Consider the following 21,778-nt stretch of genomic DNA (forward strand, 5'->3'; position numbering starts at 1 on the left):
AAAACAGAAACGGCACCGAGGCGATGCCTAGGTGCCGTTTCAGGAATCCGGTCTGCACCAGCTTGTGGCGCAGCGCAGATCAGTGGTGATGACCCTCGGGCCCATGCACATGCCCGTGCGAAATCTCTTCCGCCGTCGCCATGCGCACTTCAGCCACCGTCAGATCGAACACCAGCGCGGTACCCGCCAGGGGGTGGTTGCCATCGACCACGACCTTGCCTTCGGCAATGTCGGTAACGCGGAAGAGCATGTCTTCCTCGCCGTCTTCGCCCACGCGCTCGAAAGCCATGCCGACTTCGATGTTGTCCGGGAACAGGTCTGCCGGCTCGATCATGACGAGGCTCTCGTCGTAATCGCCGAAAGCTTCTTCGGGCTGCAGCTTGATCACCAGCTTGTCACCCAAAGACTTGCCGTGAAGGGCCTCTTCCAGGTGCGGGAAGATCGCGTCGTAGCCACCATGCAGGTACACGAGCGGGTTCTTGCCGTCGTCAACCAGGTTGCCGTCCGGGTCATGAACGGTGTAGTTGAGGGTCACGACTGCGTTCTTTACGATTTCCATTAGCGGTTCCTTGCGATTTCTCTAACGAGCTTGAGTACTTCGGCTGCGTGCCCACGTAGCTGAACGTCATCGATGAGGTGACGCACAACACCGGCGCGGTCGATCAGGACGGTTGTTCGGCGAACGGTGTCGCGCTCACTCCCCTCACGTCGGTGCAGCACCCCATAAAGACGGCACACTTCCAGGTCCGGATCGGACAGCAGGCGGATCGAGATCCCATGCTCATCGCGAAACGCGGCGTGCGTCAGGCAATCGTCCGGGCTGATTCCGACAACGACTGCGCCAGCCTTGGCGAAGTCCTCTTCGTGATCGCTGAACTCAAGCGCCTGACGCGTACAGGCAGGTGTTCCATCACGCGGATAAAAACACAACACAACGGCTGCATGCGACAAGGCATCGCGCAGTTCGAAGGGCTCCATGTCTGCGTCAGGCAGCGCAAAATGCGGCGCAACGCAGCCCGGCGCCAGTGCATCCCCACCCGGGTGTGGCCGGCATTCTACCGGAAGTCGATCATCCCCGACGCCGCACTCCATGCCGAACCTCCCGCGCCATGCATCTGCAAGTCCATTAGGATTAGATCAAGCCACGCCGCACCACAAGCACCGTTTGTCGGGAGGTCTCATGGTCCGCACCTATCGCGCAATGCTGTCGTCGCAATCAGGCAAACCGCTGATCGAAACCGAACGCCAGGTGCCGCAGCCAGCATACGGCCAAGTGCTGCTGCGCGTGGAGGCCTGTGGCGTTTGCCGCACCGACCTGCACCTTGTCGATGGCGAACTGCCGCAGGCGAGCCTCCCGATCGTGCCCGGGCATGAAATCGTTGCGCGCGTCGAAGCCCTGGGTCCCGGCGTGGGCGGATTCAGCCGCGGTCAGCGCGTCGGCGTCCCGTGGCTGGGCTGGACCTGCGGGCGCTGCAGCTACTGCTTGAGCGGCCACGAGAACCTTTGCGACGCGGCGCGATTTACCGGATGCCAGATCGACGGCGGCTACGCCGAGTACTGCGTGGCCGACGCACGCTACTGCTTCGCGCTGCCTGAAGGTGCCGATGCCGCCACCCTCGCCCCGTTGCTGTGCGCCGGGCTCATCGGCTACCGCGCCCTTGCCATGGCGGGCGACGCGCGACGCATCGGCCTGTACGGCTTTGGCGCCGCAGCACACATCGTCACGCAGGTGGCCCGCCAGCAGGGTCGCGAGGTCTTTGCATTCACCCGCGCCAGCGACACGCAAAGCCAGGCGTTCGCCCTGCGGCTCGGTGCCACCTGGGCTGGCGCCTCCACCGAATCCGCGCCCGCACCGCTTGATGCGGCGCTGATCTTTGCTCCGGTCGGCGCCCTTGTCCCGCTGGCGCTGCAATCCACGCGCAAAGGCGGGCGCGTCATCTGTGCAGGCATCCACATGAGCGACATTCCCGGCTTCCCGTATTCGCAACTCTGGGGCGAACGGCAGATCCGCTCTGTCGCCAACCTCACCCGCCGCGACGGCAGCGAATTCCTCGATCTGATCGCACGCCATCCGGTCCATACCGAGGTCACGACCTTCCCGCTCGCCCAGGCAAATCAGGCGCTTTCAAGCTTGCGTGCAGGCGCGCTTCAGGGCGCGGCAGTGCTGATCCCCTGAACGGCCTTGCGCCCCAAACGTTTCTGTACAAAAATACAGTCATGACCCAAGCATCAGAACTGACGGCGCGCCAAGCCGAAATCCTCGACCTCATTCGTCGCACCGTGCGCGACGAAGGGCGTCCGCCGACGCGCATCGAAATCTGCGAGGCCTTCGGATTCCGCTCACCCAACGCGGCCGAAGAACACCTCAAGGCGCTGGTGCGAAAAGGCGCGATCTCGATGGAAGAAGGTCGCGCACGCGGCATTCGCCTGCTTGAAGAAACCGGGCTTCCGCTGATCGGCCGTGTTGCCGCCGGCAGCCCGATCCTGGCAAGCGAGAACTGCGAAAAGCGCCTCGACATCGATCCGTCGATGTTCTCGCCGTCTGCCGACTACCTGCTGCGCGTCAAAGGGCTGTCGATGCGTGACGCAGGCATTCTCGACGGTGACCTGATCGCCGTTCACCGCACAGCCGACGCGCGCAACGGGCAAATCGTGGTCGCCCGGCTTGGCGATGAAGTGACCGTCAAACGCCTTGAAAAGCGTGGCAGCCGCATTCGCCTGCTGGCGGAAAACGCCGACTTCGCGCCGATTGAACCCGAGGGCGAGGAGTTCGCGCTCGAAGGTGTCGTCGTCGGGCTGATCCGCAACGGCGTGCACTGATGTCGTACCCCGCAAGGACCCCTGCCACCCGCGCACAACTGGTGGCGCGCAGCAATCGCCTGCTCATCTGGGCAGTTGTGCTGGCGGCGCCGTCCGTCGCGCTCGGGCTCAAGGTCGGCGCAGTTTGGGCGAGCGTCGCCCAACTTGCTGGCGCTTCTTTCATGCTTGCGGCCACCCTGTTCGGGCTGGCGCTGATCGTGCTTCCGCTGGGCTGCATGGTTTGCCTCATCAGCGCCCTGTTCATGCGTGTCGAGAGCCTTCTTCGCCCCCCCTACGACACGCATCCGACGCTGGCCGACAAGCTGTGCGTTGCCGGCGCCGTCCTTGCCAGCCTTTTGCCCGCCGCTTGGCCGGCATCAAAAGTGGCGCGAGCGCTGACGACCGGGCAGATCACGATTCGCCAGCCGATTGAGCACAGCTTCTCCGCCAGCAGCGATGCCCTCGCGTACTGGGAGAACATTGGCTACTGGACGCTCGCGGCCATTGCGCTCGCTGGCCTTGCCGCATACTTCTGGCGTTCGCGCTGGCGTATTCATCAAGCCAATCAATCGTCACCGCGCGAAACACCCGCAAGCGCACGCTGAATCGCACCCGCCTGCCGCCTCGCCCGCGCCGCCGCGTGCGTTGCAGCCCTGCTAGACTTGAGAGCCCGGCAGAGCACAACGAAGAGGCGCAGAGATGAACATCATCGACGACATCCGCGCACGTCAGACCGACCTGGCACGCATCCGGCGCGACATTCACGCCCACCCTGAGCTTGCGTTCGACGAGCATCGCACTAGCGAAATCGTCGCCAAGCACCTGGAATCGCTTGGCATCGAAACGCATCGTGGCATCGGTCGCACCGGCGTCGTGGGCGTAATCCGCGCAGGCAGCAGCACGCGCGCGATTGGCCTGCGCGCTGACATGGACGCGCTACCGATCACCGAGCGCAACACCTTTGACCATCGCTCGCGGCACGCAGGCCGCATGCACGCCTGTGGACACGACGGGCACACCACAATGCTTCTGGGCGCGGCCGAATACCTGAGCAAGCACCGCAACTTCGACGGCACGGTTGTTCTGATCTTTCAGCCGGCCGAAGAAGGCGAAGGCGGCGCGCCCGCGATGCTTGCCGATGGCATGCTTGAGCGATTTCCGTGCGACATGATCTTCGGCATGCACAACTGGCCAGGCCTGCCGGTCGGCAGCTTTGGCGTGTTCCCCGGCCCGGTCATGGCCAGCTCAGATCAGTGGGAGATCGACATCATCGGTCGTGGCGCCCACGCGGCCATGCCGCAGCAGGGGCTTGACCCCATCGTGGCAGGCGCGGCACTGGTGCAATCGCTCCAACACCTGATTACCCGCACGCGCGATCCGCTTGAGCCCGCGGTCTTGTCAGTGACCCAATTCCACGCGGGTGAGGCCTACAACGCCATCCCGGATCGCGCCAGCCTGATGGGTACGGTGCGGGCCCTCTCGCATGAAGAGCGTGATCGCCTTGAGGCCGCCATCGGCCGCGTTGCCGAAGGCATTGGTGCCGCGCACGGCGTGCAGACCGCCTATCGCTACCGCCGCGGCTACCCGCCGACGATCAACGCCCCCGCGCCAACCGAACTTTGCGCACAGGCAGCCCGCATCGTGGCTGGTGAGTCAGGGGTGCTCGACGGACTTCGCCCCAGCATGGGCGCAGAAGACTTTGCCTACTTCGCCCAGGCCCGCCCGGGCTGTTATGTGTGGATTGGCAACGGCCCCGGCACGGGTGGCTGCACCCTGCACAACCCGCACTACGACTTCAACGACGAAGCGCTGCCGATTGGCGCCAGCTACTGGGTAAAGCTGGTCGAGACCGCGCTGCCAAAACCGTGACCGCCCACCAGATCGCCTTGTTCCTTGGGGCTGCCCTGCTGCTTGCCCTGGCGCCCGGCCCGGACAACCTCGGCGTGCTGGCGCTGGGCATCTCGCGCGGCAAGTCCATCGCGCTGGGCTTTGCGCTCGGCTGTGCCGCCGGCTGCCTGAATCACACACTCCTGGCAGTGATTGGCGTCTCCGCCCTGATTGCGGCGTCGCCGCTGGCGTTCAAGGCCATGCAGCTGCTTGGCGCCGCCTACCTTGTCTGGATCGGAATCCAGGCACTGCGCTCGCGCGGCACCGGCATCAGCCAGACCAACGCGCCGCAGACCGGCGCCAGCTTCGCTTCATCGTTCCGGCAAGGCCTCATCGCCAACGCCATCAATCCGAAAGTGGGCCTTTTCTTTCTTTCCTTCTTGCCCCAGTTCGTTCGGCCCGACGGCTGGCCCGCCCATTGGCAACTTGCATGCTTGGGCGCCCTCTTCGCGCTGGTCGCCGCGCTGGTGTTTGGCGCCATCGCCCTGGCGGCAGATCCGATCGGCGTCTGGCTGCGCCGGCGCGAACGCCTGGGGCTCTGGCTTGATCGCGCCTCCGGGGGGCTCTTCGTCGGCCTCGGCATCCTCACGGCGGCGGGAATCCGCTGATTGCCTGCTGCGGCAGGCTGAGGCAGACTCCCGCCCCTCGCATTCGGAAACACCTCATGCAAGTCCATCGCTCGATTCAAAGCCTGCGCGCGGCACTCAAGAACGCACGCCGTATCGCGTTTGCGCCCACCATGGGCAATCTGCACGCAGGCCATGTCAGCCTGATGGAACAGGCGCGCCACCACAGCGAAACCGTGGTGTCCAGCATCTTCGTGAATCGGCTCCAGTTCGGCCCCAACGAAGACTTCGACAAGTACCCGCGGACCTTCGAGGCCGACTGCGCACAACTTGACGCCGCCGGGGTTGCCCACCTGTTTGCGCCCGACGAGGCGGAGCTCTACCCCGCGCCGCAGCAGTACTTCATCTCACCTGCACAGGCGCAGGACTCGATCCTCGAAGGCGCCTGCCGCCCAGGGCACTTCCGCGGTGTTGCAACCGTCGTCGCGAAGCTCTTCAACATCGTCCAGCCCCACGTCGCACTGTTCGGCAAGAAGGACTACCAGCAGCTGATGGTGATCCGCAACATGGTGCGCGAGCTGGCAATGCCGATCGAGATCATTGGTTGCGAGACGATCCGCGCAAGCGACGGGCTCGCGCTGTCTTCCCGCAATGGCTACCTGAGCCCCGACGAACGCGCCGAAGCGCCCCGCCTGCACCGGCAACTCGCCGCCATCGCCGAAGCCGTGCGCGCCGGGCGCCAGGATTTCAGCGCGCTCGAAGTCGCCGCCGTTTCGCACCTGCGCGAGGCAGGCTGGGCGCCAGACTATGTCGCCATTCGCCGCCAGCAGGATCTGCAAGCAGCCGACGCACGCAGCCCCTTGGTCGTCCTCGCCGCAGCAAGGCTCGGCACCACACGCCTGATTGACAACCTGGAAATCTGACGCTTGCCGCCCACGGCATCCGCCCACCAGACGTATCACCCGGCGCTCGATTGCCGGACGAACATCACTCAAGCCTAAAGATGGACGGCGGCGGCACTGAATCCCGCCGCGAAGCATCCGTGTATGTCCGGCGAACCCATCTGAGCCAGCATCCGACGGCGTGAAAGATAGTGTCCACCAACAGAACAGGCGGACATCATGCAAGAGCGTCGGAGTCGGTCCCGCCCAGCACATAGCGCAGCATTCAAGGCCAAGACCGGTACTGAAAGAGAGACGCGGGTGGCGGGCAAGCCAGCGCCCAAGCGCCGCCTCGCGACCCGCACAAGTCGCTGAACCAAAGAAAAGGCCGTCCCTCGGGACGGCCTACAAGGAGAGAGTCGATGCGTGGGAACCACCCCACGATACTTATAACGACCGCCCTCCTCCTGAACTTTAGGGCTTTGGCGAAGAATCAGCCCTGCGCGCCCTTCTCAATGCCGGCCATGATTTCGCCGATCGCATCTTCCAGGCCACCCCAGCCCATGACCTTGACCCACTTGCCCGGCTCCAGATCCTTGTAGTGCTCGAAGAAGTGCACGATCTGGCTGCGCAGCAGTTCGGGCAGATCATCAAGGCTCTTGACGCGGTCATACAGCGAGGTCGTCTTCGAAACCGGCACCGCCACCAGCTTGGCGTCTTCGCCGCCCTCGTCCTGCATCTTGAGCATGCCCAACGCGCGGCAACGCACAACAATGCCCGGCAGCAGCGGGAACGGGGTCACGACAAGCACATCAACCGGGTCGCCATCGCCGGCGATCGTGCAGGGGATATAGCCGTAGTTGCAGGGATAGTGCATCGAAGTACCCATGAAACGGTCGACAAACATCGCACCGGTTTCCTTGTCGACTTCGTACTTGATCGGGTCGGCGTGCGCCGGAATTTCGATGATGACGTTGAATTCGCCCGGGGCCTTGCTGCCCGGCGTGACGTTATGAAGGCTCATGTCGGTCTCTCTGTTTGTGGTTTAAGAACGCGCAGAGCCGAATTTTATCACCCGAAGCTTACGACTTGCTGCACCGCACCCAAGACACCGGGTTTGCGCTGGATCAGACCAGCCCGTAAGCACATTGCCATCGCCAACTTCGCTCCATTAGGATGCCGCAGCGCCCGCGATCGCACCGACTTCGACACGGACGCCAAGAGAGTCGCTTCAGGCAGTAGAAAACCTTCTAAAAACCAAAGGAGTTGCCCATATGTCGACGACCATGGCGCTGTATCTCGCCTTGGCCTGTGGCCTTGCAGCCGTCTTGTACGGCTTCATTTCTCGCAGCTGGATTCTTTCGCAGGACCCCGGTAACGCCCGCATGCAGGAAATTGCGAGCGCAATCCAGCAAGGGGCTGCGGCTTACCTCGCAAGGCAATATCGGACAATCGCCATCGTTGGCGTCGTCCTCGCAATTCTGATCGCCGTATTCCTCGACCTCACCACCGCCGGCGGATTTGTGCTGGGCGCATTCCTGTCTGGCGCTTGCGGCTTCATCGGCATGAACGTATCGGTTCGCGCCAACGTCCGCACCGCGCAGGCAGCCACCAAGGGCATCGGCCCGGCGCTTGACGTGGCCTTCCGCGGCGGCGCCATCACCGGCATGCTGGTGGTTGGACTCGGCCTGCTGGGTGTCGGCCTGTTCTTCCTCTTCCTGAGCAAAGGCGCGACGGTGGCCGATTCGGCAACGCTCAAACCGCTGCTCGGTTTCGCGTTCGGCTCCTCGCTGATCTCGATCTTTGCGCGTCTGGGTGGCGGCATCTTCACCAAGGGCGCGGACGTTGGTGCCGACCTCGTCGGCAAAGTCGAAGCCGGCATCCCGGAAGACGACCCCCGCAACCCCGCCGTGATTGCCGACAACGTTGGCGACAACGTCGGTGACTGTGCCGGCATGGCGGCCGACCTGTTCGAAACCTACGCCGTGACGCTGATCGCAACAATGGCGCTGGGCGCACTGATGGTTTCCGGCGCTCCGCTGAATGCCGTGATCTACCCGCTGCTGCTGGGCGGCGTGTCGATCATCGCGTCGATCATCGGCTGCAGCTTCGTCAAGGCGAGCCCGGGCATGAAGAACGTGATGCCGGCGCTCTACCGTGGCCTGGCGGTGGCGGGCGTCCTGTCGCTGGTGGCGTTCTACTTCGTCACCACGATGCTCTTTCCGCAACCGGTGCAGATGACTGGCGGCGCAATGATCAGCGCCAACGCGCTGTTCGGCGCATGCATCGTCGGCCTGGTACTGACCGCAGCCATGGTGTGGATTACCGAGTACTACACCGGCACCGATTACAAGCCGGTTCAGCACATTGCGCAGGCTTCGACCACTGGCCACGGCACCAACATCATTGCTGGCCTGGGCGTCTCGATGAAGTCAACCGCATGGCCGGTCATCTTCGTCTGTATCGCCATATTCGTTGCCTACTACCTTGCCGGCCTGTTCGGCATTGCAGTTGCTGCCACCTCAATGCTCAGCATGGCCGGCATCGTCGTGGCGCTGGATGCCTACGGCCCGATCACCGACAACGCGGGCGGCATTGCAGAAATGGCGGAGTTGCCCGACAGCGTGCGTGACATCACCGACCCACTTGATGCCGTTGGCAACACGACCAAGGCAGTCACCAAGGGCTATGCCATCGGTTCAGCCGGCCTGGCTGCACTGGTGCTGTTCGCCGACTACACGCACGGCCTCGAAGCACGTGGCATGCATGTGACCTTCGACCTGTCGAACCACATGGTCATCATCGGCCTCTTCATCGGTGGCCTGATCCCCTATCTCTTCGGCGCCATGGCGATGGAAGCGGTTGGCCGTGCAGCCGGCAGCGTGGTTGAAGAAGTGCGCCGCCAGTTCCGCGAGATCCCGGGCATCATGGAAGGCACCGGCAAGCCGGAGTACGGCCGCGCAGTCGACATGCTGACCAGCGCTGCAATCAAGGAAATGATTGTGCCGTCGCTGCTTCCGGTGGTCGTGCCGATCCTGGTTGGCATGCTGCTCGGCCCGGCTGCACTCGGAGGCCTGCTGATGGGCACGATCGTGACGGGTCTCTTCGTAGCGATCTCGATGTGTACTGGCGGCGGCGCTTGGGACAACGCGAAGAAGTACATCGAAGATGGCCACTTCGGCGGCAAGGGTTCTGACGCGCACAAGTCTGCGGTCACCGGCGACACCGTTGGCGACCCGTACAAGGACACGGCAGGCCCCGCAGTGAACCCGCTGATCAAGATCATCAACATCGTGGCACTGCTGATCGTGCCGCTGCTGCCGATGGTCTGATACCGACCAAACGAAACGGCCGCTCAGCGAGCGGCCGTGGTATTCAAAGCGGGCGCCTACGGGCGCCCCTTGCTTTTTCAGCCCGCCTCGAACCCGGCGGCCTCGACCGCTTGTCTGAATGCATCAAGGCCGGTGCGCTGCGCATCAAACGAGATGGTCGCAGCGGACTGCTCAAGCGAAACACTGGCATGTTCAACGCCGTCGATCGCCCGCAGCACGCGCTCAACGGAGCCCACGCACCCCTGGCAACTCATGCCGCCCACCTTCAACACGACTGTTTCCAATTGACCTACCTCGCAACCATCACCGGACAATGCGCCAACTGAACGACGCGTGCGGCAACCGTACCTAGCAGCATTTTTTCAATCACGTTATGACCACGTGCGCCCAGCCAGATCCAGTCGCACCCGCGATCCGACGCAAAGGCCACGATCGTCTCAGCGGGCATTCCAACCAAGACCTGCTGCTCGAACTCAAGCCCTGCCGCCTTGAGCCGGCTGGCCGCCGGCGCCAGCGCAATGCACCCCTCTTCGCTGTAATAACGATCCAGCGCGCTGGTCTCGATATGGCGGGTCGCAAACGTCATCGGCACGGCATTGTGCACCGTCACCAGCACGATTTCCGGCGCTTGCGCAAAGGCTCGACTAGCCCGGATCAACGCATCGACGGCCGCCAAAGACGCCGCAGAGCCATCACTTGCCAACAGTATCTTCATTCTGCTTTCTCGACTCACACATGACAGACAACGCCTTGCCAGAGCTTTCCACCCAGAGTGCTGGCATTGGCCAAACCAAATACCCCAAACCCAATCACGATCAGCCCCGCCAGCCCCCTGATCCAGCCCCGCTGCAACCAGTTGCGAATCCTTGCCGCGAAGAGCCCCGCCACCATGAGATTGGGCAAAGTGCCAAGCCCGAAGGCAAGCATCAGCATGCCCCCCCGCGCAGCGGAGCCTGAAACCAAGGCTGTCGCGAGGATGCTGTACACAAGCCCGCAGGGAACGAATCCCCAGACCAAACCCAACGGGAATGCCGCCGCCGCACTTCGCGCAGGAACAAAGCGTGCGCCAAATGGCCGGATCCACCTCCAGAGCGAATTTCCCAGACCTTCGATCGGCGCCAAGGGGCGAGTGATCCCGACAAGATAGAGCCCCAGCAGCACCAACAAAGCATTGGCTAACACATAAAAGGCCATCTGCACAGGAAGCAAGCGGTTCAGCAAGAAGCCGGTGGCTCCAATGGCCCCAAGCACCGCGCCAAAAAGCGAGTAGCTGGAAATGCGCCCGAGGTTATACGCGAGGTGAATGGGCCAGATACGCTTCACCGCCCCGGGCAGGTTTACCGTAAGGGCCGCTACCAGCCCGCCGCACATGCCGACACAATGGGTGCCGCCCAGCAGACCAATCAGAAACGCAGCAAAGTATCCAGCGTCAGGCATCAGGATCGAGACCGGCGGGAGACCGGGACTCGGAGGATTCAAAAGCGCAGTTTACACGCACGGCCCAATGCGTCAGATCACCTTGGAGTATCGGGCGGCTTCACGACTCTGGCGCAAGTGCGCATCGAAGACCATTACCAGCACCCGCGCCAGCATTCTGCCGGGGGTCGTGATAACGATCGCGCGATCCTCAACAACACAGAGCCCATCACGCTGACGCTCACGCAGTTCAGCGATCTCATCGGCGAAGTAGCTCGCAAAGTCGATCGCCCAGACTTCTTCAAATGCATCGAAATCAAGCACAAAGTGACACATCAGACTCTGGATCACCGCATAACGAAGTTGGTCGTCCAGCGTCATCTCGTAACCACGAACGACTGGCAGTTCGTCACGATCAAGTGCCTCGTAATAGGCTTCGAGCGTCTTGGCGTTTTGTGCATAGGCCGGCCCGACCTTGCCGATCGCGGACACGCCAAACCCCAGCAGATCGCAGTCAGAGTGGGTGGAATAGCCCTGGAAGTTGCGATAAAGACGGCCTTTGCGTTGGGCGGCCGCCATCTCATCGTCGGGCTTTGCGAAATGATCCATCCCGATGAAGACATAGCCCGCCGCGGTGAGCTTCTCGATCGCCATGCCCAGAATCTCGAGCTTTTCGTCGGCGGCAGGCAGATCGGTCGCATTGATGCGGCGCTGGGGCATGAAGCGGGTGGGCAGGTGGGCATAGTTGTATAGCGCCAACCTGTCAGGTGCGAGCGCAAGAACCTGATCAAGCGTGCGGCTCACCCGCTCAACATTCTGGAACGGCAATCCGTAGATCAGATCAACCGAAACCGAGCGGAAACCATTCGCGCGCGCGGCATCAATGACTGAGGCCGTCTCTGCCACCGACTGAATCCGGTTGACCGCCGCCTGCACCGTCGGGTCAAAGTCCTGGACCCCGACACTCATCCGGTTGAAGCCCTCCTGGCCAAGCAAGGCCACCGTATCAGCCGAAACCCGCCGCGGATCAACCTCAATCGAGTACTCTCCACCGGGCTTCAGCGTGAAATAGCGGCGGATCGACAGGAACAAACGCCGGATTTCATCGTCAGAGAGAAATGTAGGCGTGCCCCCACCCCAGTGCATCTGCGCGACCTCGCGACTACCAACCAGTAGCGAGGATGCGAGGGCCATCTCTTTATCGAGATAGGCCAAGTAGCGCTCAGCCCGACTGCGGTCCTTCGTGACGATCTTGTTGCAGGCGCAATAGAAGCAAACCGTATCGCAGAACGGAATGTGGAAATATAATGAGAGGGGTTTTGTCAGGCCGCCTTGCGCACGCAGACCAAGATGCCGCGCCAGATCGGTCCGGCCGAAGCCAACATTAAACCGGTCGGCGGTCGGGTAAGACGTGTAGCGCGGGCCGGAAACGTCAAAACGCTGGATGAGGTGGCGATCGAAAACCGGCGCCTGCTCATTCTGAATCATGTTTTTGTTGATCTCTCTGTGATGCCGGAAGGTGTCATGAACTTGGTTGGAGTCGTTTGATTGTCATCAACTCGCCCAGTTGGAGCCCCAGCTTTGGAAAAACCCGCCACGATTCCGCTGACGGCTGTCAATCTTCGTACCGCTTGCACCCAGTGCAATCTGAAAGAACTTTGCCTGCCTGTCGGACTCGACGACATTGATCTTGAGCGGATTGACGGACTGATCACCGCCCGCAAGAAGGTCAAGCGCCAGCAGCATCTGTATCGTGCCGGTGAGCCCTTCGAAGCGATCTATGCGATCAGGACGGGCTTCTTCAAGACCGATATCCTGACCGAAGACGGTCGCGATCAAGTGACCGGCTTTCAGATGGCTGGCGAGATCCTTGGTCTCGACGGCATTTCCACCGATCGCCATGTTTGCAATGCGGTTGCGCTGGAAGACTCCGACGTCTGCATGATTCCGTTCGAGCGCCTTGAGGAACTGTCACGTCGCATCGAGCCCCTGCAACGCCAGTTCCACAAATTCATGAGCCGCGAAATCGTCCGCGAGCAAGGCATCATGATGTTGCTCGGTTCAATGCGTGCTGAAGAACGCCTTGCCGCCTTTCTGATCAATCTCTCTCAGCGGATGCGGCTGCGCGGGTATTCAGGCACCGAGTTCCATCTGCGCATGACGCGCGAGGAGATCGGTTCCTACCTGGGACTGAAACTCGAAACGGTCAGCCGTGCGTTCTCGAAGTTCCAAGATGAGGGCCTGATCAGCGTGCATCAGAAGCACATTCACATTCTGGACGCCGACGGCTTGCGGCGCTTGATCGGGCGCGCGAACGTCTGAGTTTCAGCCCAAAGGCAAAGCTGACCACGTCACAGCTGCCAGGACAATGTAGGTGACAACGCAAAGGGCGGCCGCAAACGCGACCGCCTTTTGCTTTTTCGTCCGGCTACGGCGAAGCGCGACCGATCCCAGTCCGATGTAGGCGATCAGCGCGCCGATTTTTGCTGCCAACCAAGCATCGCGAAGCGGCGACACATTGAGAATGACCGCGAGCGCAATGGCCGAGCCCAACAAAGCTGAGTCAATGAAATGCGGCACGCTCCTCACCCATCAGGCGTTTCCCCATGCGGCATCGCACAGCACGCCAAGCCCGCGCGCGGCAAACCCGGCAATCGAGACGGTTGCGCATCCGACATGCAGCGTTTTCAGAAGCATGTAGCTTGTCACCAGCGCGCGACGTCAGCGTTCGAGCACATAGGCACCCGGTGCCGGCGCCAAGGAAGGGAAGTCCGGCGAGGCGACCGGCGGCGCCGGCACCAGATCGCCGCAGCGCGCGGACAACCATTCGGTCCAGTCCTCCCACCAGCTTCCGGCCTTGTGGGCTGCGCGTTCACGCCATTCATGCGGTGAATCTGTTCGATGCGCGGCATCGATCCAGTATTCGCGCTTCGGGGGCTGCACCGGCGGATTGACGATCCCGAGGATGTGACCACTCGACGAGAGGACAAAGCGCTTCTCTCCGCGAACAAAATTCACCACGCGGAAGGCCTGCCGCCACGGCGCGATGTGGTCGTCTTCCGCAGAAACGGCATACAGCGGCTGGGTGATTCGCCCCAGGTCAAGCTTTTCTCCGGCGACTGTGAGTGCATCGGGCTTGATCAGGCGATTGTGCAGGTACAACTCTTTCAGATACCAAGCGTGCATCGCGTAGGGCATGCGCGTCGTATCCATGTTCCAGTAGAGCACGTCAAACGATGGTGGTTTCTGGCCCAGCAGATAGCCTTGCACCACGTATTGCCATATCAGCGGATTGGCGCGCAGCAACCGGAACGAGGTTGCCATGTCCTTGCCATCAAGGTAGCCGCGCTGCTCCATTGCCCGCGTCAGGTAGCGCACGCTCCCTTCGTCCACAAAGACTTCAACGTCGCCAGGCTTAGCGAAGTCAACTAGCGTGGTGAATAGTGTCCAATGCGCGACCGGCATCGCGTCGGGGCCAAATCGACGATTCGCCCAAGCCATGTAGGTGGACAGAGCTGTTCCGCCGATACAGTAGCCAACTGCGTGCACTTGCTCGGCACCCGACATGGCCCGCGCGGTCTGCACGGCCACATCGACGCCCTCCAGCAGGTAGTCATCGAAGCGAACATCCCGCATGCTCGCGTCAGGGTTCTTCCAGCTGGTAATGAACACATCAAAGCCCTGATCAAGCAGGTACTTGACCATGCTTTTCTTCGGGGTCAGGTCGAGTACGTAGAACTTGTTGATCCACGGCGTAATGATGACGATCGGCATCTTTCGCACTGACTCGGCCGTGGGAGTGTAGTGAATCAACTCCAGCAGACGAGTTCGCGCGACGACCTCGCCCGCAGTCTGCCCAAGGTTCTTGCCTACTTTGAAGTCCCCCGGATCGGCCATCCGGATGTCGCGCGCTCGCAAATCGTCGACAAAATTCTGCCACCCAGCGCGCAAGGACTCGCCGTGGGATTCCAGTGCCGCGCGCTGCGCGACCGGGTTCAGGGCGAAGTAGTTGGTCGGGGCGACCGCATTGAGCCATTGTCGCCACCAGAACGCGGCGCGTCGCCGCTCGGTACCAGAGAGTCCGGGTGATGCGTACAACATGTCTTGCGTATGCCGCGTCGCAAGCAAGTAGCACTGCTTCAAGGCATTCCACTGAGGACTCTGAGTCCAGACTGGGTCGGCAAAACGCAGGTCATCCTCCTGCGGCTTGACCACATCGGCCACCTTCGCCCCCATCAGTCGAGCGGTCATGTTCCAGGTCAGCGCCCATGAATCGCTGACGACCTGCGCATAGCGCTCAGCGAATTCTTGCGGATGCATCCACCACGCGAGTTGGGCGTGCATCACCGGCGCGATCACCCCCAAGGGATCGACACTCGCCGAAACCTGCTCGCGCAAGCCCGCCAACGTTGCCGACGTCACGTTCGAATGGCCAAGCCCGGATTCGCTGCGCATCACACTCCCCCCGTTTAGACGAGCCTCACTGTTTCATGTTAGCGATCGACTTCCGATTGATTCAGCGCGCGGCCACGCCCGATTGACAGGGGTCAACGCTCACGCAAGGCCGCCGCCTAACATGAGTTCTCGGCTCACTTTCCGGAGGCAGGAAATGTTCAAACACATACTGGTTCCAACGGATGGGTCTGATCTTTCGAGCAGCACGGTCGCGCGAGCGATCGAGTTTGCGAAAGAGGCCGGCGCCCGGATCACCTTTTTCTTTGCGCAACAGGAATATCCGATTCCGCTCTACGGTGAAGGCGCATTGCTGATTCCGATTGCGCCGGATCAGTTTGTAGAAGCGACCAAACGTGAATCCGAACGGATCCTCGCCGAAGCACGCCAAGCGGCAGAGTCAGCCGGTGTCACCGCAGACTGCGATACCACAGTCAGTGACTTGCCTTACGAAGCCATTATTGAAGCAGCGAAGCGGCACCAGTGCGATCTCATCTTCATGGCCTCGCACGGGCGCAAGGGTGTTGCCGGCTTTCTCCTGGGGAGCGAAACGCAGAAAGTGCTCACGCACACGACAGTGCCGGTTCTGGTGTATCGGTAGCAATCTCGCCGCACGCTGGCGGCGACCGCGCACCGCCCCGAATTCAGCGTCAAATGCGGGGCGGCAGATGGTTGATATCTGCCGCGCTACGCTGATAGAAAAGACACGCAGCACACGCGGCGGCGCAAAGGGCCCAGAAACAGAAGAAACCGATCGAATAGGTGGCCAGGGGCGAAAAGCTGACAGCCGCTCCGAACAGGTAAAACTCGGCCGGGTTGATGACCGTAAAGAAGACCACTTCGGCGACGGCCGCAACCCAGAACGAGGGCCAGAGAACGAGTATCAGCTTTTGCATCGCACTCCCCTTTGCCAAACCGCACTCTGATCAACCGGGGCCGAAACCAAGACTCCGGTTGCGCAACAGGGTAACGCTTGCACACACCCTGTTGCCGATTCACGCCTTCTCAGAAGAGACGGCGACGCCGCGATTTCTGCGCCTGAATACCCGCACTGTCAATCCCCTGCGGTGAGCTCAATTGCAGCGCCTGTCTGGCCCGTCGATCCGGACAAGCGCCAGGTTCGGGGCTCATCCTCAACGACGAAGGCCCAACGCCCGTTCGCCAGAGGATGCATGACACCGCGGTACTCGTTGCCGTGCCGCTCAAGTCGGATGACTTGGTCTTGACCTGCGACGGTTGGATGCGCGATTCGCATCGACAAGACTGCTGGTAAGGCCACGCCGGGTTTTGCCGATAGGGACACACGAGCGCCGCCGCCTTCGATCACAAGCTCGCCCTGCAATCCTGCGTCTCGCGCCGCCTGCTGGCGCCCCAGCGTCCGGTTAATCGACAAACCTTCCTTGTAATAGTCATCGACCACCAGACCATCCGTATTGTGGGCGGCCAGATATAGGGTAATGAACCCCGCGACGACCACGCTCCCGGGCAACCCCATCAGGATCCAGGGCCAGGGTTCGCGGTACCAGGGGCGCGGCGCTTCAGGCGATTGCATCATGTTGTCTCGGCTCATGGCATCAGAAAAGTGGACTTCTCGCGAAGGACGATCTCCTGATCATCGCTTCGCAATTCAAAGAAAATCTTGTGAGCGCCTTTCGCGGCCGTATCTGCGGGCACTCGGACCTGAACGGTCACCGCTTGTGTCGCGGCAGGAGGCAATGTGATAGCACTGTGGCCAACCAGACGAATGCCCTCCAGCCCGCTGACCGAAAGCACCAGCTTTTGCTGTCGCTCTGAAACGCTCATCAACTGCAAGGTATAGGCATTCTCGATCAAGCCGTCTTCGACCTCTCGCGTCAGCACGGAGCGATCCCGGATCACATCAAGGCGCAACGGTTCACGCGCTGTCAGGCCCCAAACGAAAGCGATGCAGATCGCGCAGAGCACGCCACTGTAGATCAAGGTGCGCGGCCGCATCACATGGGCAAGGATCTCCTTGCGACCCCAGTGTTTCTTGACCGCATTCTCGGTGGAATAGCGGATCAAGCCCGGCGCGTATTGCATCTTTTCCATCACCTGATCGCAGGCATCAATGCACGCAGCGCAACCGATGCATTCGTACTGCAAGCCATCACGGATATCGATACCGGTGGGGCAAACCTGAACGCAGATGCCACAATCGACGCAATCGCCCAGTCCCTGCGCTGCATGATCAGCCCCCTTGCGACGCGCACCACGGGGATCGCCCCTTTCCTTGTCGTAAGTAATGACCAAGGTATCCGGATCAAACATGACCCCCTGGAAACGTGCATAGGGACACATGTACTTGCAAACCTGTTCGCGCATCACACCCGCCATCAGGTAGGTGAATCCGCCATAGAACGCAATCCAGAAGACCTCCCAGCCGCCAAGCCGCCAAGAAATGAACGCTGGAATCAACTCCTTGATCGGGGTGAAGTATCCGACAAAGGTGATGCCCGTCCACAGCGAAACTAGCCCCCAAGCCAGGTACTTGCTGGTCTTGAGGAAAGCCTTTCGGCTCCCCCAGCCGCCTTCGTCCAGTTTGATCTGCTGATTGCGCCCCCCCTCGATCTTCTGTTCGATCCAGATGAAGATCTGGGTGTAAACGGTTTGCGGACATGCGAATCCACACCAAAGCCGCCCCGCAATAGCGGTGAATAAGAACAAGGCGTAGGCGCAAATGATCAATAGGATCGCAAGAAAGAAGACGTCCTGCGGCGAAAAGACCAACGCGAAGATGTAGAACTTGCGGTTGGCAAGATCAAACAAGACTGCCTGCCGATCGTTCCACTCCAACCAGCAGAATCCATAAAAGACCAGTTGGGTGAACCAGACCAGAGCCCACCGCCACGTCGCGAATACACCTGTAACTGCCCGCGGATACACCTTCTTCCGGATTTCGTAGAGATCCTCCTCACCAGCGGGACCAACCTGCCGAATCGGGATGGTTTTGGCCTTGATCTTCGGCTTGGCGTGATGGCTTGCGCTAGTGGGATCGTGGTCGTTCATCAGATCTCGTCGTCTGCACAAAGGCAGCGCAGAAAAAAGTCACCCGAGCCGCGGCTCGGGTGTTTTGAGTGGATATGGGGCAACGCAAATCAACGCGCCCCGCGGCCCAGTCAGGACTACTGCGGCTTTACTGCCTCAGCATCCTTAAGACCGTAAACGTAAGCAGCCAACAGTTTGATCTTCTTTTCGCCAAGGAGTTCATTGAAGGCAGGCATACGACCATTGCGGCCCTTGCTGAGCGTTTCAATGATGGTTGCTTCTGAGGAGCCATACAGCCACACCTTATCGGTCAGGTTCAGCGCACCCATCGCCTGGTTACCTTTGCCTTCCGACCCGTGGCAGGCGACGCAGTTCTGCGCGAACACATCTTTCCCGCGCTGGGCACGGATCGAGTCGTGCGCCAGACCCGACAAGGAGCGCACGTAATTCGCAACATCCTTGATCGAATCCCCCCCTAACTGCGACCACGCTGGCATCGCAGCCTGTCGGCCATTGGTGACGGTTTCAACGATTTTCTCCGGCTCGCCTCCCCAAACCCAGTCCGAGTCGGTCAGGTTAGGGAAGCCCTTTGCACCTTTGGCGTCGGAACCGTGGCACTGCTGGCAGTACGTGAGGAATAGGCGCTTGCCCATTTCGCGCGCTTCCGGGTCAGCCGCAACCGCCTTGACATCCATCGGTGCGAAGCGCGAGAACTTCTCGTCAAACGCTTTGTCCGCCTTGGCTCGCTCCGCAACGTACTGGCCCTGCGCACTCCAGCCAAACTTGCCACCGAACGAACCAAACCCCGGAAACAGCAAAAAGTAGCCGATCGCAAAAAAGATCGTGATCCAGAACAGGTACATCCACCAGCGCGGGAGCGGGTTGTTCCACTCCTGCAGGTCTTCGTCCCATACATGGCCGTGCAACTCAACCGGGCCTGACTGCTTCTTGGTCATGTTCTGCGACAGAATGAAGGCGCAGAACAGCAGGCTCAGCACGACCAGCACAGTGACGTAGTAGCCCCAGAACGGGGAAATGAAATCACTCATGATGCGTCATCCTTTGTTGGCGTCCGAAGCGGCAACATCCTTGTCGCCATCTTCGTCATCAAACGGAAGTTGGGCGGCCTCCTCAAAACGATGCTTGGAGTGTCCGCTAAAAGCCCACCAGCAGATCCCGATGAACAGGATGAAGCTGACAAGGGTCGAAAGCGAGTGAATGGTTATGGCATCCATAAGACCGCCCCTCCGTTACTTCACACTCTTGAGCGCGGTGCCCAGACCCTGGAGGTAGGCAACCAAGGCTTGCATCTCGGTCACACCCTCAAGCTGCTTACGCGCACCTGCGATTTCCGCATCGGTATACGGCACGCCAACCATGCGCAATGCAGTCATCTTCTTCTCGATGTCGTCTGATTTGGCCGGGCGATCAAGCCAGGTAAACGCAGGCATGTTCGATTCCGGCACCACGTCGCGGGGGTTGCGCAGGTGAACCTCATGCCATTCATCGGAGTAACGGCCGCCGACGCGCGCCAGATCCGGACCGGTGCGCTTGGAGCCCCACTGGAACGGATGATCGTAGACAAACTCCCCCGCGACCGAATAGTGACCGTAACGCTCGGTCTCGGCGCGGAACGGGCGGATCATCTGCGAGTGGCAGTTGTAGCAGCCTTCGCGAATATAGATGTCACGCCCGACCAGGCGAACCGGATCGTAAGGCTTGACGCCCTCGACCGGAGTGGTGGTCGACTTCTGGAAGAACAGCGGAACAATCTCCACCAAGCCCCCGACGCTGACCGTCAGGATCGTGAGGACGATGAGCCAGCCGAGGTTCTTTTCGACCAGTTCGTGATTCATAGCCATGATTCAGATCTCCCGGCTCAGTGAGCGGCCGCCGGTGCGAGCACCGGTGCGTTGTAGGCCTTCTGCCCCGAAATCGTGCGCACCATGTTGTAGAACATGATGAACATGCCTGCGAGGAAGAGGATGCCGCCAAGCAAACGAATCTGCCAGAACGGATAGCTCGCCTTGACGCTTTCGACAAACGCATAGGTGAGCGTGCCGTCAGCGTTGGTAGCACGCCACATGAGGCCCTGCATCACGCCCGCCACCCACATCGAGGCAATATAGAGCACCACGCCGATGGTCGACACCCAGAAGTGCAGGGTAATCAGCGGCGTGGAATACATCTCGCTGCGGCCCCAGAGCTTCGGAAGCAGGTAGTAGATCGAACCGATCGAGACCATAGCGACCCAGCCCAGAGCACCGGAGTGCACATGCCCAATCGTCCAGTCGGTGTAGTGAGACAGCGCGTTGACGGTCTTGATCGACATCATCGGACCCTCAAAGGTCGACATGCCGTAGAACGCCAACGAAGTGACCAGGAACTTGAGGATCGGGTCGTCGCGCAGCTTGTGCCAGGCACCAGACAGCGTCATCACGCCGTTGATCATGCCACCCCAGCTGGGTGCCAGAAGAATCAGCGAGAACGCCATGCCAAGTGACTGGGTCCAGTCAGGCAACGCGGTGTAGTGCAAGTGGTGAGGACCCGCCCACATGTAGGTGAAGATCAGCGCCCAGAAGTGCACCACCGACAAGCGATACGAGTAAACCGGACGGCCCGCTTGTTTCGGCACGAAGTAATACATCATCCCGAGGAAGCCTGCGGTCAGGAAGAAACCCACCGCATTGTGGCCATACCACCACTGCACCATCGCGTCCTGCACGCCCGCATAGGCAGAGTAGGACTTGAATAGCGAAACCGGCACTTCCGCCGAGTTCACCACGTGCAGCAGCGCCACCGTCAGAATGAAGCCGCCGTAAAACCAGTTGGCCACATAAATGTGGGACGTCTTGCGCTTGGCCACCGTGCCAAAGAACACGACTGCGTATGACACCCAAACCAGGGTGATCAGGATATCGATCGGCCACTCAAGCTCGGCGTACTCTTTCCCCGACGTAATACCCAGCGGAAGCGTGATCGCCGCAAGCACGATCACAAGCTGCCATCCCCAGAAGGTGAATGACGCCAGAGCCGGCGCGAACAAGGTTGTGTGGCAGGTACGCTGAACAACGTAATACGACGTTGCAAACAGCGCGCATCCACCGAACGCGAAGATCACGGCGTTCGTATGCAGTGGACGCAGTCGGCCGAAATGGAACCACTCGGCAAAATTAAGTTCCGGCCATACCAGTTGGGCAGCAATGATGACCCCAACGAGCATGCCGACGATCCCCCAGACCACGGTCATGACGGCAAACTGCCGCACGACTCCGTAGTTGTAAGTCGCTTGCGATTGCATCTTGGATTACCTCAGCAGCGGATTTTGAGAACGACGCGCCACCCCCCTGTGATACCTGCTACGGGCGCATCGTGCGATTGATGTTATTGGGAGTTCCCGCGTATTTTTTGACTACCATCAACTGGCAGCGGTGTTGCA

The 21,778-nt window shown here is 60.9% G+C and carries 25 protein-coding genes; 9 read left to right on the forward strand and 16 right to left on the reverse strand.

Annotated features, from left to right (window positions below):
* Nucleotides 1–79: 79 nt before the first annotated feature.
* Together OPU71_RS12905 and OPU71_RS12910 are read right to left on the reverse strand one after the other, a co-directional pair.
* Complete coding sequence (locus OPU71_RS12905) at nucleotides 80–559, reverse strand: FKBP-type peptidyl-prolyl cis-trans isomerase (RefSeq protein ID WP_267728406.1); 480 nt, start codon at nucleotides 557–559, stop codon at nucleotides 80–82.
* Nucleotides 559–978, reverse strand: coding sequence for a peroxiredoxin (locus OPU71_RS12910; protein ID WP_267728407.1), 420 nt, complete (start codon nucleotides 976–978; stop codon nucleotides 559–561). Before OPU71_RS12910 ends, OPU71_RS12905 begins: the two co-directional genes overlap by 1 nt.
* Nucleotides 979–1,180: 202 nt before the next feature.
* Between OPU71_RS12910 and OPU71_RS12915 the strand changes: the two genes are divergently transcribed.
* The 6 genes from OPU71_RS12915 to panC all read left to right on the forward strand — a co-directional run bounded on the left by OPU71_RS12915 (nucleotide 1,181) and on the right by panC (nucleotide 6,175).
* On the forward strand, nucleotides 1,181–2,176 hold the full coding sequence (locus tag OPU71_RS12915; protein WP_267728408.1) for a zinc-dependent alcohol dehydrogenase family protein: 996 nt from the start codon (nucleotides 1,181–1,183) through the stop codon (nucleotides 2,174–2,176).
* Nucleotides 2,177–2,217: 41 nt separating this feature from the next.
* Nucleotides 2,218–2,820 (forward strand): transcriptional repressor LexA, encoded by a 603-nt coding sequence (gene lexA, locus OPU71_RS12920; protein ID WP_267728410.1) that lies wholly within the window; start codon nucleotides 2,218–2,220, stop codon nucleotides 2,818–2,820.
* Nucleotides 2,820–3,404 (forward strand): hypothetical protein, encoded by a 585-nt coding sequence (locus OPU71_RS12925; RefSeq protein ID WP_267728411.1) that lies wholly within the window; start codon nucleotides 2,820–2,822, stop codon nucleotides 3,402–3,404. The genes lexA and OPU71_RS12925 overlap by 1 nt, the downstream gene beginning before the upstream one ends.
* A 94-nt stretch (nucleotides 3,405–3,498) precedes the next feature.
* Nucleotides 3,499–4,668: a M20 aminoacylase family protein gene (locus OPU71_RS12930; RefSeq protein ID WP_267728412.1), complete on the forward strand. Its 1,170-nt coding sequence runs from the start codon at nucleotides 3,499–3,501 to the stop codon at nucleotides 4,666–4,668.
* Nucleotides 4,665–5,294: a LysE family translocator gene (locus tag OPU71_RS12935; protein WP_267728413.1), complete on the forward strand. Its 630-nt coding sequence runs from the start codon at nucleotides 4,665–4,667 to the stop codon at nucleotides 5,292–5,294. Before OPU71_RS12930 ends, OPU71_RS12935 begins: the two co-directional genes overlap by 4 nt.
* Nucleotides 5,295–5,350: 56 nt before the next feature.
* Nucleotides 5,351–6,175, forward strand: coding sequence for a pantoate--beta-alanine ligase (gene panC, locus OPU71_RS12940; RefSeq protein WP_267728414.1), 825 nt, complete (start codon nucleotides 5,351–5,353; stop codon nucleotides 6,173–6,175).
* A gap of 451 nt (nucleotides 6,176–6,626) precedes the next feature.
* On the opposite strand, the gene ppa is transcribed toward panC, so the two are convergent.
* Nucleotides 6,627–7,157: an inorganic diphosphatase gene (gene ppa / locus OPU71_RS12945; RefSeq protein ID WP_267728415.1), complete on the reverse strand. Its 531-nt coding sequence runs from the start codon at nucleotides 7,155–7,157 to the stop codon at nucleotides 6,627–6,629.
* Nucleotides 7,158–7,407: 250 nt separating this feature from the next.
* On the opposite strand from ppa, the gene OPU71_RS12950 reads away from it, so the two are divergent.
* A complete protein-coding gene (locus OPU71_RS12950; protein ID WP_267728416.1) occupies nucleotides 7,408–9,465 on the forward strand; it encodes a sodium-translocating pyrophosphatase in 2,058 nt (685 codons plus the stop codon).
* Nucleotides 9,466–9,542: 77 nt separating this feature from the next.
* Here OPU71_RS12950 and OPU71_RS12955 read toward each other — a convergent pair whose 3' ends face one another.
* The 4 genes from OPU71_RS12955 to hemN form a co-directional block, all read right to left on the reverse strand.
* Nucleotides 9,543–9,737 carry a heavy-metal-associated domain-containing protein gene (locus OPU71_RS12955; RefSeq protein WP_267728487.1) on the reverse strand — a complete coding sequence of 65 codons (195 nt, stop codon included), beginning with the start codon at nucleotides 9,735–9,737 and terminating at the stop codon, nucleotides 9,543–9,545.
* Nucleotides 9,738–9,754: 17 nt separating this feature from the next.
* Complete coding sequence (locus OPU71_RS12960; protein WP_267728417.1) at nucleotides 9,755–10,180, reverse strand: universal stress protein; 426 nt, start codon at nucleotides 10,178–10,180, stop codon at nucleotides 9,755–9,757.
* Nucleotides 10,181–10,194: 14 nt separating this feature from the next.
* On the reverse strand, nucleotides 10,195–10,902 hold the full coding sequence (locus tag OPU71_RS12965) for a sulfite exporter TauE/SafE family protein (RefSeq protein ID WP_267728418.1): 708 nt from the start codon (nucleotides 10,900–10,902) through the stop codon (nucleotides 10,195–10,197).
* A gap of 72 nt (nucleotides 10,903–10,974) precedes the next feature.
* Complete coding sequence (hemN, locus tag OPU71_RS12970; protein ID WP_267728419.1) at nucleotides 10,975–12,369, reverse strand: oxygen-independent coproporphyrinogen III oxidase; 1,395 nt, start codon at nucleotides 12,367–12,369, stop codon at nucleotides 10,975–10,977.
* Between the two features lie 93 nt (nucleotides 12,370–12,462).
* Between hemN and fnr the strand changes: the two genes are divergently transcribed.
* Nucleotides 12,463–13,203 (forward strand): fumarate/nitrate reduction transcriptional regulator Fnr, encoded by a 741-nt coding sequence (gene fnr / locus OPU71_RS12975; protein WP_267728420.1) that lies wholly within the window; start codon nucleotides 12,463–12,465, stop codon nucleotides 13,201–13,203.
* Between the two features lie 3 nt (nucleotides 13,204–13,206).
* Here fnr and OPU71_RS12980 read toward each other — a convergent pair whose 3' ends face one another.
* Nucleotides 13,207–13,461, reverse strand: coding sequence for a SirB2 family protein (locus tag OPU71_RS12980; protein ID WP_267728422.1), 255 nt, complete (start codon nucleotides 13,459–13,461; stop codon nucleotides 13,207–13,209).
* A 141-nt stretch (nucleotides 13,462–13,602) separates the two neighbouring features.
* Nucleotides 13,603–15,336, reverse strand: coding sequence for a PHA/PHB synthase family protein (locus OPU71_RS12985; RefSeq protein ID WP_267728423.1), 1,734 nt, complete (start codon nucleotides 15,334–15,336; stop codon nucleotides 13,603–13,605).
* Between the two features lie 154 nt (nucleotides 15,337–15,490).
* Between OPU71_RS12985 and OPU71_RS12990 the strand changes: the two genes are divergently transcribed.
* On the forward strand, nucleotides 15,491–15,934 hold the full coding sequence (locus OPU71_RS12990) for a universal stress protein (protein ID WP_267728424.1): 444 nt from the start codon (nucleotides 15,491–15,493) through the stop codon (nucleotides 15,932–15,934).
* Between the two features lie 49 nt (nucleotides 15,935–15,983).
* Here OPU71_RS12990 and OPU71_RS12995 read toward each other — a convergent pair whose 3' ends face one another.
* The 7 genes from OPU71_RS12995 to ccoN all read right to left on the reverse strand — a co-directional run bounded on the left by OPU71_RS12995 (nucleotide 15,984) and on the right by ccoN (nucleotide 21,640).
* Nucleotides 15,984–16,229, reverse strand: coding sequence for a hypothetical protein (locus tag OPU71_RS12995; protein WP_267728425.1), 246 nt, complete (start codon nucleotides 16,227–16,229; stop codon nucleotides 15,984–15,986).
* Between the two features lie 158 nt (nucleotides 16,230–16,387).
* The gene (locus tag OPU71_RS13000; protein ID WP_267728426.1) at nucleotides 16,388–16,888 is read right to left on the reverse strand and encodes a FixH family protein; all 501 of its coding nucleotides are present in this window, start codon (nucleotides 16,886–16,888) and stop codon (nucleotides 16,388–16,390) included.
* 11 nt (nucleotides 16,889–16,899) lie between these two features.
* The gene (gene ccoG / locus OPU71_RS13005) at nucleotides 16,900–18,360 is read right to left on the reverse strand and encodes a cytochrome c oxidase accessory protein CcoG (protein ID WP_267728427.1); all 1,461 of its coding nucleotides are present in this window, start codon (nucleotides 18,358–18,360) and stop codon (nucleotides 16,900–16,902) included.
* A gap of 116 nt (nucleotides 18,361–18,476) precedes the next feature.
* Nucleotides 18,477–19,388 carry a cytochrome-c oxidase, cbb3-type subunit III gene (ccoP, locus tag OPU71_RS13010; RefSeq protein ID WP_267728428.1) on the reverse strand — a complete coding sequence of 304 codons (912 nt, stop codon included), beginning with the start codon at nucleotides 19,386–19,388 and terminating at the stop codon, nucleotides 18,477–18,479.
* Between the two features lie 6 nt (nucleotides 19,389–19,394).
* Nucleotides 19,395–19,574: a cbb3-type cytochrome oxidase subunit 3 gene (locus OPU71_RS13015; protein ID WP_267728430.1), complete on the reverse strand. Its 180-nt coding sequence runs from the start codon at nucleotides 19,572–19,574 to the stop codon at nucleotides 19,395–19,397.
* Nucleotides 19,575–19,589: 15 nt separating this feature from the next.
* Nucleotides 19,590–20,195 (reverse strand): cytochrome-c oxidase, cbb3-type subunit II, encoded by a 606-nt coding sequence (ccoO, locus tag OPU71_RS13020; protein ID WP_420712383.1) that lies wholly within the window; start codon nucleotides 20,193–20,195, stop codon nucleotides 19,590–19,592.
* A 23-nt stretch (nucleotides 20,196–20,218) separates the two neighbouring features.
* A complete protein-coding gene (ccoN, locus tag OPU71_RS13025) occupies nucleotides 20,219–21,640 on the reverse strand; it encodes a cytochrome-c oxidase, cbb3-type subunit I (protein ID WP_267728433.1) in 1,422 nt (473 codons plus the stop codon).
* Nucleotides 21,641–21,778 lie beyond the last annotated feature (138 nt).

The sequence above is a fragment of the Niveibacterium sp. 24ML genome (genome assembly GCF_026586805.1).
GTDB lineage: Bacteria > Pseudomonadota > Gammaproteobacteria > Burkholderiales > Rhodocyclaceae > Niveibacterium.